The following is a 15688-nucleotide window of genomic DNA, read 5'->3' as shown; positions in this document are numbered from 1 at the left end:
GGTGGCCTTCGCGCAGGTCCCGGCGCACGCGGACCATGCCGGGACGGTGACCTACGTCTGCCAGGGCGATGAGGTGCAGAACTACTCGGTTCGCATCCAGGGGACCTTGCCGCCGCCGTACTCGTCACCGCACCCGCGAACCTGGTCTGCACGGGAAGCAACCGCACCGACTTAACTCCCGGCCTGAGCACGACCCCGCAGTCGGCGGCAGTGGAGGACGAGGCACTGGTCGACATGTGCACCAACACCGAGGGCGACACCGTCTTCCGTACCGCCTACTGGGACGATTTCGCCCCCCAGTCCCTGTCCTGCCTGACCGGCTGTCTCCTCAACCCGCTCACCACCGTCACCGGCCAGGCGGTCCTGGAGATCGGCGTCGTCTGAAAACCAGCGCCGACGACATGTGACGTAAACCATGACGAACCGCCCTCCATGGTAGGCAACACCCCGCCTACCGTGGAGGCATGTCCCCCCTGGCCAGAATCAGCAGCTCGTTCGCGCCCCGCTTCGCGGAGTTCGCCTTCGAGCCCGCCTTCACGGCCGCCGTGGACCAGCACGTGGCGGAGATAAGGGACCGGCTCGCCGCCAACACCCCGGGCTCATCCCCCGGCAGCCGCACCGCGAGGACCTCGCCGACTACGCCCTCGGGTTCCTCGACGCTCTCGACGAGATGGACTGGCGGGAGCCCGTCGGATACGACTACGCGGTGTGCCGCCTCACCGCCATCAGCTGGCTGGTGACGCGGCACGGCCTCGGCTGAGGGTCGTCAGCACTTCCAGGTCGCCCAGTACAACTGGCCCTTCAGCGAGCCGTCCGACCAGGCGACGGGGGTGTCGGCGTGAACGCCCTTGGAGCCCTGGCCCGGACAGGTGACCGCTGGTTCGGTTGTAGGCCACTGTAGGTCATAGGGTCCCTCACATGAGTGAGCGGGAAGACGATTGGATCTCTGCCGGTAAGGCCGCGAAGCGGTTGGGTGTGTCTACACGAACGCTACGCCGCTACACCCTCGAAGGGGTGCTGGAGGACAGGCGGTCGCCCGGTGGCCGCCGGGTCTTCCGGGTGGGGGATCTGGACCGTGTGGCCAGACGTAGAGGGCAGGCGTTGGGCGAGGCCGGCTCGGTGGTGCTGTATGGGCGGGTGTCTTCCCACCGGCAGCGTCAGGCAGGTGACTTGGACCGGCAGTTGGGGCGGCTGCGTGAGGTTGCCGGTGGGCGGACGGTTGCCGGGGAGTTCTTCGATGTGGCCTCGGGGCTGTCGGACAGGCGCAAAGGGCTGCGGCGCGCCTTGAGGGCATGTCAGGACGATGCGGTGACGGTGCTGCTGGTGACCCACGAGGAGCGGCTGGCCCGGTTCGGGACTGCGTTGCTGGCGGAGGTCGTCCTTCCTTCCTGGGGCTGCCGGTTGGAGATCGCCGGGTGGGATGCAGAGCCGGACGGGGCCGGTGATACCGATCTGGTGCGGGACATGCTGGCGGTGGTCACCTCGTTTTCGGGCCGGTTGTACGGGGCCCGGTCGGCGCAGGCGCGGGCGTTGACCCGGGCGGTCAAGTCCGCTGCCGGCGAAGCAGACTTGTAGGCCATAGTTGGACACATATACTCTCGTGGAGATGAGTTGAGAGGAGGTCGGCCGGTGGCACGTAGACGAGTGAAGAAGCGCGAGTTGCGCACCCTGGCCGCCCCGTTCACCGTCGCCGCGCCGTCCGGTGCCCGTATCAGGGACCGGCTTCGCCTGCCCGCAACCGATGCCGAGGTCCTGTGCCTGGTCGGCTCGCATCTCGGCCACCACGCCCGTGCGGACCTCGCGGCGCGGGTCCGCCTCGGTGACGTGACGATGAAGGACAATCGGCGCGCCGAGCGAAAGAAGGCTCTCACCGTCCATGCGTCGTCGCGGTGGGCGGGGTCGATGACCCGCGCCGCTGAGGACCAGTACCAGTTGTCCAAGCGGGCCCTGTTGGATGAGCGGTCCTCCCTGCGCCGCGCTATTCGGATCATCAAGAACCGTCTCGCGGTGCCGTGCGGTACACGCGTCAACGGTGTGCGCGGCTACCCGGACCAGGCCGAACGCGCCCAGAAGCAACGCCGTCTCGGGGTACTCACCGCCCGCCTGACCCGCGTGGAGCAGCGCATCGAAACCGGCCGTCCCACGATCGTGGTGGGTGGCCGTCGGCTCGCCGGGGTCCGCCACCACCTCACCGACGCCCAGCTCACCCAAGACGATTGGCGCCGCAGGTGGGACGCGGAGCGCATGTTCCTGACCGCCGATGGCGAAACGGGAGCCCCGTACGGGAACTACACGATCACCGTTGACCCGGCTGACGGCAGCGTGACGATCGTGCTGCCCGAACCGCTCAGGCACCTGGCGAACGCCCCGCGCGGCCGGTACCGGCTGACCTGCGCCGTCGCCTTCTCTCACCGCCGTGAGGAATGGCTGGACCGGACTACCGGGCATCAGGCCGTGCGGTACGACATCGTGTGTGATCCGGTACGTGGCCGCTGGTACCTCGACGCCTCCTGGTCGGCCCCAGCGGCCGTGCTGCCCACGCCGGAAGAACTGGCCGCCACTAGCACGCGCCTGCTCGCGGTGGACCACAACGCCGACCACCTCGCCGTCTGCGTTGTGGACGTGCACGGCAACCCGGTCGCCTCGCCGATGACCATCACCACCGACCTGACCGGACCCGCCAGCCGACGTGATGGGCGGCTCCGTGCGGCGATCACCGAGCTCATCCGCCTCGCCCGCGAGCACGACTGCGCCGGGATTGTCATCGAAAACCTCGGCTTCGACGACGCCCGCGCCACCGGCCGCGAGACCATGGGCCGGGGCAGACGCGGCAAGACGTTCCGCCGCACCGTCGCCGGAATGCCGACCGCGCGCTTTCGGGAACGCCTGCGCGGCATGACCCACCACGCCGGACTCGTCGTCATCGCGGTCGATCCCGCCTACACCTCCCGCTGGGGCGGCCAGCACTGGCAGACCCCGCTCCAGAACCAGACCAAGACCACCGTCACCCGGCACCACGGTGCCGCCGTGGCAATCGGACGACGCGCCCTCGGACACGGGATACGGCGTCGGCCAGGTGTGACCACCAGCGACCAGAGGATCGCTGGGCGGAGAGCTACCGGCCAGACCGTATTCATCCCGAGAGCGCGTGGGACCGCGAACCCGCACAGGACCACAGGCACGCCGACAAGGGCAACAAGACCTGCCGGGACCCAGGCGGACAACTCGCGCTGTTCCCAGCACCCAACACCGTTCGGGGTGCAACCGGACCACGTCCGGAATCCACCGAGCTGACCAACATTGGCCAACTCGGTCAGGAACGGTAGTACCAGTAGTAGTGCCTCAGTAGGCGCCCGCTTAGCTGGGACGGATGGTGTGGGTGAGTCCGGTCAGCCCCGCCATCAGGTCAATCAATCGCCCGACCCATCGCCGCCGTCATGCTCCACACACCTTCCGGTACGACACCTCCGGCACGTACGTCTCCCACTGCGCCCGCGTCAGGCCGCCCCCACCCGCCCCCTCTCCCGTCCGCGCGCACACCGACTCGACCGCCCGTGACGGAGCGATCGTGTAGCGCTGAACCGGGACATGCGCGCTCCCCGCGTACACCGTGCCGCTGTCCGCGCCGAACGCCACCGTGTCGATCGCCTCGCCGGGTGTCGTCAGCGGGCCGCCCAGCGGCTGCTGCGTGGCGATGTCCCACAACTGGAGCGTGCCCGCCTCGCCGCCCACCGCCAGCGTGTTGCCGTCGGGGCTGATGGCGAGGGCGCTGACGGCCTCCGAGGTGTCGCCGAAGAGTGCGTCGTAGGTGCCGTCCGCGAGCGCGGGGAAGACGTTCCGCAGCACCCCCGCCCGCTGCCCCAGCGCTCCGTCCCACAGCGCGACCCGGCCCGTCTGGTCCCCGGCGACCAGCCGCGAGCCGTCCGAGGCGAAGGCGAGGGCTCCGATCTCGTCGCCCTGGACGAGATCACGTGCGGCGACCTTGCCGCGAGGCAGGGCGGCCGTACGGTTGTCGCCGACCAGGAGCCCGCCGTCGGGGCGGACCGCGAGATGGCTGCCGACCGGGGCCGGGAACACCGCCGTCCTGCGGTGGTCAGCGACGTCCCAGACCTCGTTGGCCGGCTCACCGACCGACGGAGTGCGGGTGGCGTAGAGCGTACGGGCGCCCGGGCCCAGGGCGATCGTGATCACGGCGCCTGCCGATGTCCTCGTCGCCAGGTCCAGCGTCGTGCGGACACGGCCCCTTGTGACGTCCCAGACCGTGACGCGCTGCGGGGACGCCTCGCTGCCGGGTGCCGAGACGCCGTACGCGAGTGTCTTGCCGTCGGGGGCGAACGCGAGCAGCGGGGAGGTGAACTCCGGGGTCACCGGCTGGGACGGGTCACGGGAGACGGGGAGCGGCGGGGTCGGCGGCGTCCGCAGCAGTCGGCCGTCTCGGGTGGCGCGCAGTTCGACGCGGTAGGTGTCGCCCGTGCGTCGGGCGGTGGCGACGGTACGGCCGTCCGGGCTGAGCAGCACCTTGTCCAGGGGCTGGTCCAGCCAGGCGGACGTGACGGCGGTCGCGACGTCCAGCGCGTGCACGGTGCCGCCCTCCAGGTACCGCAGCACCGGGCGCGCGGGGTCCCAGGCCAGGCCGCCGTACAGGTGCTGGCTGTTGAGGGAGTGCCGGAACACGGGGGCGGCGACGCCCAGCCGCCAGACCCGGACCTCCTGCCCGTCGGCGGTCGCCAGGAAGTCGCCGTCCTTGCTGAGGGCGACGTATTTCACCCCGGCGTCGGGGAGGTCGGCCAGCTGCTGCCCCGAGCGGACGTCCCAGACGCGTACCCCGCTCCCGGTCACCGCGGCGAGCCGCTCCCCACCGCCGGAACCGCCGCCGAGCGCCAGCAGCGACCGCTCCTGGCCGCAGACGTCACCCACCCGTTCCCAGGCCCCGTGCAGCGTGCGTCCGGTCGCCGGGTCCCGCACCCGCAGCGCGTCCCCGACCGGACAGGCCGCGACCAGCCGGCCGTCCGCGCTCGGCGCCACCACGGCCGCGCTCTCCGCCCGCGTCTCGAACAGCAGCGCTCCGTCCGCTGCGGAACGCACCCGCACCCGGTCGTCGTCCATGTCGCTGACGACGTAGTCGCGCCCGGTGAAGTCCACGACGGACGACACCGGCAGCCGGTCACCGCGCCACCGTCCGGCGGCCGTGTCCCACAGCCGTACGTCATCGTCCCCCTGGACCGCCAGCAGGCGGCCGTCCGGACTCGCCCCGAGCACCCTGCCGTCTTCCGGAAGCCGCCCCGAGGCGGTCCGCCGGTGCCGGGCCACGTCCCAGGTCCGCCAAATACGCCCCTCGACGCTGAGCAACGTACGGCCCGAGTCGGTCAGGAAGCGCGCGGGGCCGTCGCCCGGTGCGGGATCGCTGAAGGTGTCCAGTTCCGGCTGGCCGAGTGAGCCGAGCAGCGCCCGCCGGGTCTCCGGCAGGTGGGCCACCCGCCAGGCGGCGACGCCAAGGAGCTGGGCGGTGCGCGGGTCGGTCGTACGCAGGGCGTCCGCGACGCCGGCGATGCGGCGGGCCGCGTCGTCCGTGCGTTGGCGCTGGTTGTCGCGGCGCAGGGCCCAGGCGGACAGGCCGGCCACCAGGGCCACCGCGAGGACGGCGGAGACCGTGGCCGTCAGGGTCCGCATGCGGCGCGTGTGGCGGGCGGCGGTCAGGCGCTCGGCCTCGCGGGCCGCGAACGTGGCGGCCAGGAACTCCCGTTCCGGCGCCGTCAGGGCCGTATCCCGCTCGTGATCGGGGAAGAGCTCCTCCGCGCGCGCCAGCCGCGCCCCCCGGTACAGCGAGCCGGGGTCGCGGTCGTGCTCCAGCCAGGTGTGCGCGGCCTCGGTCAGCCGCCGGTGGTGGCGCAGCCGTTCCCGGTCCTCCTCGATCCAGCGGCGCAGCCGGGGCCAGCCGGTGATCAGCGCCTCGTGGGCGACCTGGACGCCGTCCCCGTCCACGGTGAGCAGGCGGGCACGGGCCAGCCGTTCCACGACGACCGGCACCGCCGGGTCCGTCCACTGCTCCAGTTCGGCCCGGGTGAGGGGGCGCCGGGTGTCGGCGGTGCCCTGTCCGGGTTCGATCAGCCGCAGCAGCAGTTGCCGGGCGGTCCGCGCCTCGGCCTCGGACAGCTGCCCGTACACGTGCTCGGCGCTCGCGGCGATCGCGCCGCCGACCCCGCCGGACGCCTCGTAGGCGGCCAGGGTCAGCAGCCGGCTGCGGCGCCGCCGCCAGGTCTCCAGCAGGGCGTGCGAGAGCATCGGCAGCGCGCCGGGGCGGTCGAGGACGTCGTCCACGATCCGCGCGGTCAGCTCCCGCTCGACGAGGAGTCCGACCGTGCCCGCCGGTCTGGTCACCGCCTCCCGCAGCTCGTCCGCGGTCATCGGGCCGACCAGGAGTCCGGCGCCGCGCAGGGCGTCCGCGAGGTCCCGGTGCTCGGCGCAGCGGCCGTAGAAGTCCGCTCGTACGGCGACGAGCACGCGCAGTCGGCTGTCCGGCTCGCGCGCCGCGAGCAGCAGGTCGACGAAGCGGTCCCGCTCGGCGCGGTCCCTGCACAGGGTGAAGACCTCCTCGAACTGGTCGACCACCACCCAGCTCTCCGGCTCGTCCTCGCCGGGGGTGAGGAGATGGCCGTACGTCGTCGCGGGCCGCGCGCCCGGGGTGAGCACCCGCAGCACCGCCGGGCGTCCGCGCTCCGCGATCTCCTCCCGCAGGCAGGGGATCAGCCCGGCCCGCAGCAGCGAGGACTTGCCGCTGCCGGACGCGCCGAAGACCACGGCGAAGCGGTGCTCGCACACCAGCTGTCTGAGCTCCGCCACCAGCCGGTCCCGGCCGAAGAACAGCGCCCGGTCGGCCGGTTCGAAGCGGGCCAGCCCCCGGTACGGCGCCGCCCCCGCGTCTTCCTCGTCCCGCTCCTCGCGCGTCTGCCCCACGGCCTCCGTCTCGGCGTCCTTCCACCGGGGCTCCCACTCGCCCGGGTCGCCGCCGCACGCGCGCACGTACCCCTGGACCACGGCGAGCGACGGCAGCCGTTCCCCGCGCGCCGCCTCGGACAGGGTCGTCGCCGAGAAGCCCGCCGTCTCGGCCATGGTCCGGTACGACGGGCTCCCGGCGCCCCTGCGCAGTTCCCGCAGCTCATGGGCGAGCCGCTGCACGGGGCCGGCATCGGGGTCCACAGGTCTTTCGGGACGCCCCACGGGCTCCACCTCCACACGGCACAACCGGAGAAAACCGACGTCACACGCGACTCACCCGGCAAGACGCCGATCAGGCGCAAACGGTGCCTCTCCGGCATGTGGCGTTGATGACAGCGAGGCGACGCGCCGCCGAACAATCCACCGACCGATCCAGTGATCTATCCAGTGATGTCCGGAATTGATCGCCCTGATGGAACGGGGTGCCGGTCAACCTCCCGCCTGCCAGCGTCGGTTCCGGCACCCCGCACACCACATCCCGAGCAAGTGGAGAACAGCCGTATGTCCCAGGCAGTCAAGACCCGCAGAAAGCGGTCGACGCGAGCGGACGGCTCAACGGCGGCCTCAACAACAGCGGATCGATCACCGGCGGCTGCCGGACCAAACACCTCGGCAAGGCCAACACGTACTCGCAGGGATGGTGCAAGAACGGCTGGTGCGCGTACGTCTACGCGCTCTACTTCGAGAAGGACCAGACGCTCAACGGCGCCGACGCCTTCGGGCACCGCCACGACTGGGAGTCCGTCGTGGTGTTCCAGAAGCAGGGCGAGGAGCGGCCCCGGTACGTCGCCGCCTCCCGGCACGGCGGCTACAGCACCCACCCGGTCAACGAGGTGCCGATGGACGGCAACCGCGTCAAGATCGTCTACCACAAGGACGGCGCGAGCACCCACGCCTTCCGCTTCGCCAAGTGGGGCGAGAACCCGGTGGCCTGGGGCAACGGGGGCTGGGACCGCCCGGCGCTGGTCACCATGCAGAACATGGCCGACGCACCGCGCAACGCATTGTGGAACTCCACGTGGGGCAAGGCCAACTTCCCGCTGACGGGCAACCTCCAGAGCGACATCAACAAGGCCCGACCGTCCGCGGTCCCGGCCTTCTGACCCGGGGGCCACACAAACAGCCGCCGGCGGGACAATCCCCCCAGTCCCGCCGGCGGCACCCCCATGTGCGGGAGACGCCCGTACGAGTGACACGTGCCGCTTACGCTGCCCCCATGACCTCTGCCGCAGCCCGCGCCGCGCTGGACCTCACCGCAGACCTCCCGGTCCCCGCCCTGGAGGACCTCTACCGGGACCTGCACCGCCACCCCGAGCTGTCCCTGAACGAACACCGCACGGCCGCCAAGCTCACCGAGGGCCTCACCAAGGCGGGCTACGAGATGGTGGAGGGTATCGGCGGCACCGGAGTCGTCGGCCTGCTCCGCAACGGCGACGGCCCGACCGTGCTGCTGCGCGCGGACATGGACGCGCTGCCGGTGCGGGAGGAGACCGGACTGCCGTACGCCTCCTCGGTACCCGGCGTCATGCACGCCTGCGGGCACGACCTGCACGTGACGTGGCTGTCGGGCGCGGCCCGGGCGCTGGCCGAGGGCCGGGACACCTGGAACGGCACGCTGATCGTCGTCGGCCAGCCGGCGGAGGAGACGGGACAGGGCGCGGCACGGATGGTCGCCGACGGCCTGTACGACCGTGTCCCGCGCCCCGACGTGCTGCTCGGCCAGCACGCGGCACCCGGCCCCGCCGGGCTCTACCCGCACGTCCCCGGTCTGATCATGTCGGCCTCGACGGACATCGACATCGTCGTGCACGGGCGGGGCGGACACGGTTCGCGGCCGGAGACGACGGTCGACCCGGTGGTGACGGCCGCGTACATCGTCACGCGGCTGCAGACGGTGGTCTCCCGGGAGATCGCGGCGCGCGACTCCGCCGTACTGACCGTCGGCATGATCGAGGCGGGCACCCGGCACAACATCATCCCGGCCACGGCCCGGATCGCCCTCAACCTGCGGACCCAGTCGGACGACGTACGGACACGGATGCTCGCGGCGATCCGCCGGATCACGGCCGGCGAGTGCCAGGCGGCGGGCTGCCCGCGCGAGCCCGAGGTGACCGTCAGTGGCAGCTTCCCGGTGACCGTCAACGACGCCCCGACCGACGAACGCGTGGCGGACGTACACCGCGAGGTCTTCGGCGCGGGCACGGTGTTCGACCCGGGCCCGGCCATGGGCAGCGAGGACTTCGCCCATCTGGCGCCGGCCGGAGTGCCGTACGCCTACTGGTTCGTGACGAGCACCCCGGCCCAGGTGTGGGACGCGGCGGACGGGGGCGACGACCTGATGGCGAAGCTCGCGGCGGTCCCCAGCAACCACAGTCCGCACTTCGCCCCCGACCTGTCCGTGGTCGCGCCGGGCGTACGGACGCTGGTGTCGGGGGCGCTGGCCGTGTTGTCGGTGGCGTGACTTAGTCTTCGCTCACTCGCCACACGCGGCGCACAGGTAACACGCACGGCCCGCGCCTGGCCTTCACTCGGGCGACACGGTCAACTCGACGACGCACGGCGCCTGGAAGTACTTCACGTTCACGAACTGAGCTGGTGCAGCTGCTTCTGAATGTGATGCAGCGCGCCTTCCCGCCGCCCCGGCACCCGCATCCTCAAGTCGGCCAGCGCGGGCCCGAGTTCCCGGGCCCGCGCCGGGTCGCCGATCTGCCCCCACTGGTGATGGGCCCGATCGACAGCCGACTCGACGGCAGGATCCCCGGCCACCTGCCCGGCGGCCAGCCGGGCGGAGGCGACCGCCATCCAGGTACGACAGCTCCGGGCCGGGTCTCCCGCGAACATCGCCAGATCGGCCCGGACTTCGGTCCAGTGCAGGGCTTGCGGGGAGCCGGTTCCGTACGCCTGCTGGGCGGCTTGCTCGTGCTGGGCGGCGAGCGCGTCGGCTTCGTCGTGGCGTTGGGCTTGAACGGCGGTGGAGATGGCGGCGTGAGGGTCGGCAACTTCTTGGCTGACGGGGGCGACTACTCCCAGCCCGTCCGGCGATTGAGGACGAGGCCGTTCAGGCCGATACGGGGGTCTGGGGGCGTAGCCCCCAGGGGCGGCGGCCACACCAGCGCCGGATGACGACAACACCAGGTCGCCATACGCCTCGCTGCCCAGTCGACTCAACGCCAGCTGATGCAACTGCTCAATCGCCGGACGGTGCCCGCTTCGCAAAATCGTCGCGATCGCCTTCATATACGTCGGCGCAGCCACCGTACGACGAGAAGGCGGCGGCGCGATACGGCCGTAAACGGCGTTGTTCCGCCCGGAGTCGAGCAGGTTCGTGCGCAGATACGCCCAGGTCTCGGCGTCCGCGTGCAAGTCCAGCACAAGCGTCGCAGACCCCGGTGGGCGCAGCCGCAGTTCCTCCCTGATCCACTGCCAGGGCAACCCGGTGTAACGGACGGTCTGCGGCGTCGCACGGGCCAGCGCGAGGTGGGGCAGGTGCTGGCGGCGGTCGAGTTGGAGTTGCCCGGTGATGAACACGGTGAGCGGACCGGGGGCCCCGGCCACCGCACGGAGCCGGGTGAGAACCGCCTGCGGCTCGACGGGGTCGGCGAGTTCGACGACGTTCGCGGTGTCGGTGCCGGACAGTACGGCGGGCGCGACGGCCGCGAGCACGGGGAGCACGGAGGCCGCGTCCACCAACCGCCCCTTGCCCACCGGCGAGGCCGCGAGCAGCAGCACGGTCCCGGGCATCGGTCCCTCCCCCATCGTCAACATCGTCAACTCATCAGTGTGCAGCAGTCAGCACCGTAACCTCTGCCGCTGCAAAGCACGATGTCAGGACCGCGAAGGTCCGGCCCGTCGAACAGCGAAGATCGTCGTGTCGTCGGCGAGATGCCCGCCGCAGTGCCGCAACGTGGCGTCGCGCACGAAGGCGACGAGGACGGGAGGTTCGACCATGCGCGGGTCCGTGGTGGCAGCGGCGGCGACCTGCTCCGGAAGCGGATAGAACACCCCGGCGTCGTCGCGGGCCTCCGTCACCCCGTCCGTGACCAGCAGCAGGGTCTCGCCGGGGCCGACGGTGACGCGAAGGGTGGGCGGTGGTCCGGGAGTTCGCGCGAGTTCGGCGAGGCCGAGGGGAAGGCCGTCGCCGGGCGGCAGGCGCCGTACGCCGTCGGGGCCGACCACCAGCGGGGGATCGTGGCCGAAGTTGACGACCTCCACGGTGTCCGGGTCGGAGTCGGGGAAGCCGAGCAGGACCGCGGTGGCGAAACGGTCGCCGTCGTCCCGGCCCAGGGCGCTGGTGTGGACGCAGTGCCGCAGCATACGGATCTCCAGGCGTTCGGCGACCGTCGCGAGGTCCGCCTCGTGATAGGCCGCCTCACGGAACGTGCCGAGCAGCGCGGCCGCCGCCTCCACCGCGCCGAGCCCCTTGCCCTGGACGTCCCCGACGAGGACGCGGGTGCCGTGCACGCCGGGCTGGACGTCGTAGAAGTCGCCGCCGACACGGGCGTCGGTGTCGGCGGCGAGGTAGACGGCCGCGTGGTCGAGGCCGCCCCACACCGGGGGCAGGGGGCGCAGCACGGTGCGGCGGGTGGTGTCGGCGACGTCCGCCATGTGCAGCATCCGGCGCTCGCCGCGCACCCGGACCACGCAGGCCAGCACGGCCAGGGCGCCGCCGCAGACGACGAGGATGAAGTCGGGCACGCCGGTCTGGTCCTGCAGCTCCCAGGAGCCGTCCACGACGACGTACGTGATCACCGAGAGCAGGGCGTACGCGGCCGTGCCCCACACCCCGCAGAGCGCGGCGGCGATACCGGGGACCAGGACGATCCAGGAGATGATCCGGAAGTCGTTGGTGGTGTTCCAGTCGATCAGGGCGATGGCGATGAGCAGGAGGAGCGGCGGCAGCCAGGCGACGCTGCGGCCGCGGACGCGCAGCAGATGCTGCCGCTGGAGCGGATCCCGCTGCGCGGCGCCGGACACGCGGGTGAGCGGGGGCCGGCCGACATCGCCGTACCGGACCGGCCTCAGCCCACGACCACTCATGCTTGCAGCGAAGCACGGCCGTGTGGGGGCCGCATTCTGGGGGCTGAAGTTACCTCCGCCGACTTGCCACGCGGCCGGCGCAGGTGTGCGCTGGAGGCGGGGGCGAGGAGAGAGAGGAGTGCTCTCATGGCTCATGCAGCACCCGCGTCCGGTGGTGGATCCAGGACCGGTACGCCCGACATCTTCAGCGAGCGCGTCCACGTGGCGGCCAGGTTCGGCATACCCGTCGTACTGGGACTCGTCTACGGCTACTGGGCCGCGGCCAACCGGCGCGGCGGCGGTCCCATCACCGGCTGGAACATCCTTTTCGGCTTCGTGACCGCGATCGCGTTCATCGTGCTGTGCATCGCCGTGGCGACACTGGCCCCGCGGCTGAAGCGCGAGCTGCACTCGCTGGTGAAGTCCGGGTTCGCCGGCGCCGCGATCGGCTTCCTGTACAGCCAGACCGGGGAGAGCATCCTGAGGTCCACGGCCCTGGGCCTTGCGGTCACGGCGGGCATCTTCATGGTGTTCTTCTACCGCTACTACACACGCGAGGACGCCGAGGGCAACCGCATCCGCTGACCCGTCACTTCGGACACGCGCGTGGGCCCCGGCGCAACCGCCGGGGCCCACGCGCTCCCCTGTCCTTTCACGGAAGCGAGTTCCAGAAGTCCGCCGAGGACCCGGACACGCTCCAGCTCCACGAACCCGAGCCCGAGGCGCTCCAGGAACCGGACGACGATGACGAACTCGAGCCCCACGAGTCGTTCCAGAACGGGTCGTCCCAGTTGCTCCAGGAACCGTCCTTCCATCGCGGGCACGGGTCCGAGCAATTCGGCACCCACGCACCGCCGGTGTCTATGAAGGCGGCGCTGGCCCAGGCCTGCGCTCCGACGAGCCAGTACCAGTACGGATTGCCATTGACGCTCTGTCCGATGACCCTGCACTCGACACGATCCTGACTCCATGGCGACAGCCAGCCGACGGCAGGCGACTGAGTGGTGGGCGCCTGCCTCAGATTGAGGTTGGTGCCGGAGACGACAGTGCCCCAGATCGGACCGCCGGATCCGCCGCCACCGCCATGTCCGTCGGCGTAGGTCGGCGGAGACGCGGCTGCTGCCGTGGTGCCCACCGCAGCGGCGGCGAAGGTGCCGCCGGTGAGCAGGATCGCGGCCAGGGTCCGCAGGGCCGGAGTGGTGCGCATAATCGGCCTCCTTCTCCCCAGCTCCAGGAAACACCCGTTCGGGGGAACCCTCCACCGGAGAGCGGAGTCCCCAGTTCCGCCAAGGGATCCGACGGTTCGCGCACGGGTATGCGCGGCCCGGTCGCACGGGTATGCGCGGCCCGGTCGCACGGGTATGCGCGCCCCTCATTCGGCTTGCGCCATGCCCCCATATGCAGTCAGACCGCTCGCGCCCGCCACCCCCAGCCCCTTGCCTGGAGGGGTGCCCCCACGCATCCGGAGCGCCCTGTCGGCCGCACTGATCGCCCTCTCCTGCCTCCTCCTGCCCTTCGGCGCACTGGCGGCCTGGGCGGGCTACGGGCTGGCCGACACCGGACGGTACGTCTCCACGATGGCGCCCCTGGCCACCGACCCGGACGTGCGGAACGCGGTCGCGGACACCGTCGGGACCGGCATCATGCACGAGCTCGACGTGGGCCCCGCGGAGAGCACGGTGGCCCCGTTCCTGCACGACGCGGTGCGTTCGTTCACGCAGACCAAGGCCTTCCGCTCGGCGTGGGACGCGGGCAACCGGGCCACCCACGACGCCATACTGCGAGCGCTCCAGGAGGAGTCCCAGGCCCGCCCGGTGACGGTCGACCTGGCCCCCGTCACCGCCCAGCTCAAACGCCAACTCACCCACGACCACGTGCCGTTGGCGCACCGCATCCCGGTCGAGCACACCGAGGTCGCGGTCCTGCCCGCCCACGAACTGGGCCCGCTCCGGAAGGGGTTCCACGTGCTCGAAGTCGCCGGTTTCTGGCTCCCCGTCGCGGCCGTCGTCTTCGCTGTCGCCGGGATCGCCCTCGCCGTCCACCGCCGCCGCGCGATCACCGCGACCGCCCTCGGCACGGCTCTGGGCGGCGCGCTGCTGGGCATCGCCCTCGCGGTGGGCCGCCACCTCACGGTCTCCGATCTGCCGGCCGAGGTCTCCCACCCGGCCGCCGGCGCGGTCTACGACGCCCTCACCGCGACCCTCCGCACGGCCTCCTGGCTCCTCCTCGCCCTCGGCCTGACGGTGGCCCTGACGACCTGGCTCACCCGCACCCTCCGGCTGCCCCGTCTCCTACGACGCCGGCGAGCGTCCGCAACGCCCGCTCCAGATCCGGCTCAGCAGCCGACGCGAGCCCAAGCCTGACGGCATCCGGCGTCCGGTTCGGGTCGACGACGAAGGCGGGCCCGGGCGTCACGGCGATCCCGTGCGCCGCCGCGGCGGCGGTGAAGGTGTCCGCCCGCCACGGAGCCGGCAACTCCCACCAGGCGAAATAGGCGTGCGGATCGGACCGTACGGCGAACCCGTCGAGGTGCTGGGCCAGCAACCGCTGCCGCCGCGCCGCGTCCGCCCGTTTCGCTGCGACCAGCCGCTCCACGGTCCCGTCCGCCATCCACCGCACGGCCGCCGCCAGCGCGAACGACCCCGCACTCCACCCCCCGGAACGGACAGCCGCCGCCACCGCCTCGACCCGCTGCGGCGGTACGACGAGAAAGCCGACGGTGAGACCGGGCGCGACGCGCTTGGAGAGACCGTCGACGAGGTGGACGAGGTGGGGTGCGTGGGCGGCGAGCGGGTCGGGGGCTCGGGGGTGGAGGAACGACCAGATGCGGTCCTCGACGACGGGGATGTCCAAATCACTTACAGCGCGGGCGATTTCGATTCTCCGCGCCTCACCGGTCGTCACCGCCGTCGGGTTGTGCAGCGTCGGCTGGAGGTAGAGGGCGGACAGCGGGGCGGTGCGGTGAGCGGCGGCCACGGCCTCCGGGCGCAGCCCGCCCTCGTCCGTGAAGAGCGGCACGAGAACGATGCCGAGCCGGGCCGCGATCTCCTTGACCAGCGGATACGTGAGCTCTTCGACGCCGACCCGCCCTCCGGGCCGGACGAGCGAGGCGAGGGTGGCGGCGATGGCCTGACGGGCATTGCCGGCGAAGAGGAACCGGCCCGGGTCGGGGCGCCAGCCCGGGGTGGCGAGGAGTGCGGCGGCCGCGTCACGGGCGGGGGCGGTGCCGGTGGCGGCGGCCGGGCGGAGGGACTCGGTCAGGACGTCGGGGCGGAGGAGGGGGGCGAGGGCGGGGGCGAGGAGTTCTGACTGGCCTGGCGCGGATGGGTAGTTGAGTTCGAGGTTGATGGTCGGGGTGGATGCGGGAGGCTCAGTGAGCGCGCGGCCGGTGGGACCAGGCGCAGCCGCCGCCCGGACGAACGTGCCGCGACCGACCTCGCCGACGACCAGTCCACGCCGCACGAGTTCGCCGTAGACGCGCCCGGCCGTGGAGGAGGCGATCCCGCGTCGCCGGGCGAACACCCGTTGCGGGGGCAGCCGTTCACCGGGCGCGAGCCGTCCGGCTGCGATGGCGGCGGCTATGCGGTCGGCAATGCGGCGGTAGTCGTCCACGAGGACAAGGACCCCTCACGTGGGATTGCTTGGGATTACTTGGGATTGCACCGAGGGCAAAGAT

The 15688-nt window shown here is 71.9% G+C and carries 13 protein-coding genes; 8 read left to right on the top strand and 5 right to left on the bottom strand.

From position 1 onward, the window contains the following. The first annotated feature begins 210 nt into the window (after positions 1-210). From AC5DRG_RS27625 to AC5DRG_RS27610, 4 genes are all read left to right on the top strand, one after another. On the top strand, positions 211-384 hold the full coding sequence (locus AC5DRG_RS27625; protein WP_491802141.1) for a hypothetical protein: 174 nt from the start codon (positions 211-213) through the stop codon (positions 382-384). 286 nt (positions 385-670) lie between these two features. Next, positions 671-760 carry a hypothetical protein gene (locus tag AC5DRG_RS27620; protein WP_491802140.1) on the top strand — a complete coding sequence of 30 codons (90 nt, stop codon included), beginning with the start codon at positions 671-673 and terminating at the stop codon, positions 758-760. A 158-nt stretch (positions 761-918) separates the two neighbouring features. Then, on the top strand, positions 919-1575 hold the full coding sequence (locus AC5DRG_RS27615; protein WP_491802139.1) for an IS607 family transposase: 657 nt from the start codon (positions 919-921) through the stop codon (positions 1573-1575). Positions 1576-1629: 54 nt separating this feature from the next. Then, a complete protein-coding gene (locus tag AC5DRG_RS27610) occupies positions 1630-3294 on the top strand; it encodes a nuclease/transposase family protein (RefSeq protein ID WP_491802138.1) in 1665 nt (554 codons plus the stop codon). Between the two features lie 141 nt (positions 3295-3435). Here the strand turns inward: AC5DRG_RS27610 and AC5DRG_RS27605 are convergent, their stop codons facing one another. Then, positions 3436-7218 (bottom strand): nSTAND1 domain-containing NTPase, encoded by a 3783-nt coding sequence (locus tag AC5DRG_RS27605; protein WP_491802137.1) that lies wholly within the window; start codon positions 7216-7218, stop codon positions 3436-3438. 200 nt (positions 7219-7418) lie between these two features. Between AC5DRG_RS27605 and AC5DRG_RS27600 the strand changes: the two genes are divergently transcribed. Together AC5DRG_RS27600 and AC5DRG_RS27595 are read left to right on the top strand one after the other, a co-directional pair. Continuing rightward, complete coding sequence (locus AC5DRG_RS27600; RefSeq protein WP_491802136.1) at positions 7419-8099, top strand: NPP1 family protein; 681 nt, start codon at positions 7419-7421, stop codon at positions 8097-8099. A 113-nt stretch (positions 8100-8212) separates the two neighbouring features. After that, the gene (locus AC5DRG_RS27595; RefSeq protein WP_491802135.1) at positions 8213-9457 is read left to right on the top strand and encodes an amidohydrolase; all 1245 of its coding nucleotides are present in this window, start codon (positions 8213-8215) and stop codon (positions 9455-9457) included. A 119-nt stretch (positions 9458-9576) separates the two neighbouring features. Here the strand turns inward: AC5DRG_RS27595 and AC5DRG_RS27590 are convergent, their stop codons facing one another. Both AC5DRG_RS27590 and AC5DRG_RS27585 read right to left on the bottom strand, forming a co-directional pair. After that, positions 9577-10737, bottom strand: a complete 1161-nt coding sequence (locus AC5DRG_RS27590) for a hypothetical protein (RefSeq protein ID WP_491802134.1) — start codon at positions 10735-10737, stop codon at positions 9577-9579. Between the two features lie 84 nt (positions 10738-10821). Beyond that, positions 10822-12033, bottom strand: a complete 1212-nt coding sequence (locus AC5DRG_RS27585) for a PP2C family protein-serine/threonine phosphatase (protein ID WP_491802133.1) — start codon at positions 12031-12033, stop codon at positions 10822-10824. A gap of 126 nt (positions 12034-12159) precedes the next feature. On the opposite strand from AC5DRG_RS27585, the gene AC5DRG_RS27580 reads away from it, so the two are divergent. Next, positions 12160-12597, top strand: coding sequence for a hypothetical protein (locus AC5DRG_RS27580; RefSeq protein WP_491802132.1), 438 nt, complete (start codon positions 12160-12162; stop codon positions 12595-12597). Positions 12598-12664: 67 nt separating this feature from the next. Here the strand turns inward: AC5DRG_RS27580 and AC5DRG_RS27575 are convergent, their stop codons facing one another. Then, positions 12665-13219 carry an SH3 domain-containing protein gene (locus AC5DRG_RS27575; RefSeq protein WP_491802131.1) on the bottom strand — a complete coding sequence of 185 codons (555 nt, stop codon included), beginning with the start codon at positions 13217-13219 and terminating at the stop codon, positions 12665-12667. A 241-nt stretch (positions 13220-13460) separates the two neighbouring features. Here AC5DRG_RS27575 and AC5DRG_RS27570 point away from each other — a divergent pair, with 241 nt between their 5' ends. Next, positions 13461-14375 (top strand): hypothetical protein, encoded by a 915-nt coding sequence (locus AC5DRG_RS27570; protein ID WP_491802130.1) that lies wholly within the window; start codon positions 13461-13463, stop codon positions 14373-14375. Here the strand turns inward: AC5DRG_RS27570 and AC5DRG_RS27565 are convergent. Next, entirely contained in the window at positions 14275-15624 is a 1350-nt protein-coding gene (locus tag AC5DRG_RS27565; RefSeq protein WP_491802129.1) for an aminotransferase-like domain-containing protein, read from the bottom strand. The two genes, AC5DRG_RS27570 and AC5DRG_RS27565, sit on opposite strands and share 101 nt — an antisense overlap. Positions 15625-15688 lie beyond the last annotated feature (64 nt).

Source organism: Streptomyces sp. JLBG701 (genome assembly GCF_058544905.1).
Note: the sequence above shows the minus strand (reverse complement) of the source record. Positions and strands in the feature narration are given on the sequence as shown.

Bases quoted from the DNA above. Each gene is read 5' to 3' on its own strand.
- AC5DRG_RS27615 (WP_491802139.1), top strand. From the start codon at position 919: ATGAGTGAGCGGGAAGACGATTGGATCTCTGCCGGTAAGGCCGCGAAG.
- AC5DRG_RS27575 (WP_491802131.1), bottom strand. From the start codon at position 13,219: ATGCGCACCACTCCGGCCCTGCGGACCCTGGCCGCGATCCTGCTCACC.
- AC5DRG_RS27580 (WP_491802132.1), top strand. From the start codon at position 12,160: ATGGCTCATGCAGCACCCGCGTCCGGTGGTGGATCCAGGACCGGTACG.
- AC5DRG_RS27585 (WP_491802133.1), bottom strand. From the start codon at position 12,033: ATGAGTGGTCGTGGGCTGAGGCCGGTCCGGTACGGCGATGTCGGCCGG.
- AC5DRG_RS27620 (WP_491802140.1), top strand. From the start codon at position 671: ATGGACTGGCGGGAGCCCGTCGGATACGACTACGCGGTGTGCCGCCTC.
- AC5DRG_RS27595 (WP_491802135.1), top strand. From the start codon at position 8,213: ATGACCTCTGCCGCAGCCCGCGCCGCGCTGGACCTCACCGCAGACCTC.
- AC5DRG_RS27590 (WP_491802134.1), bottom strand. From the start codon at position 10,737: ATGCCCGGGACCGTGCTGCTGCTCGCGGCCTCGCCGGTGGGCAAGGGG.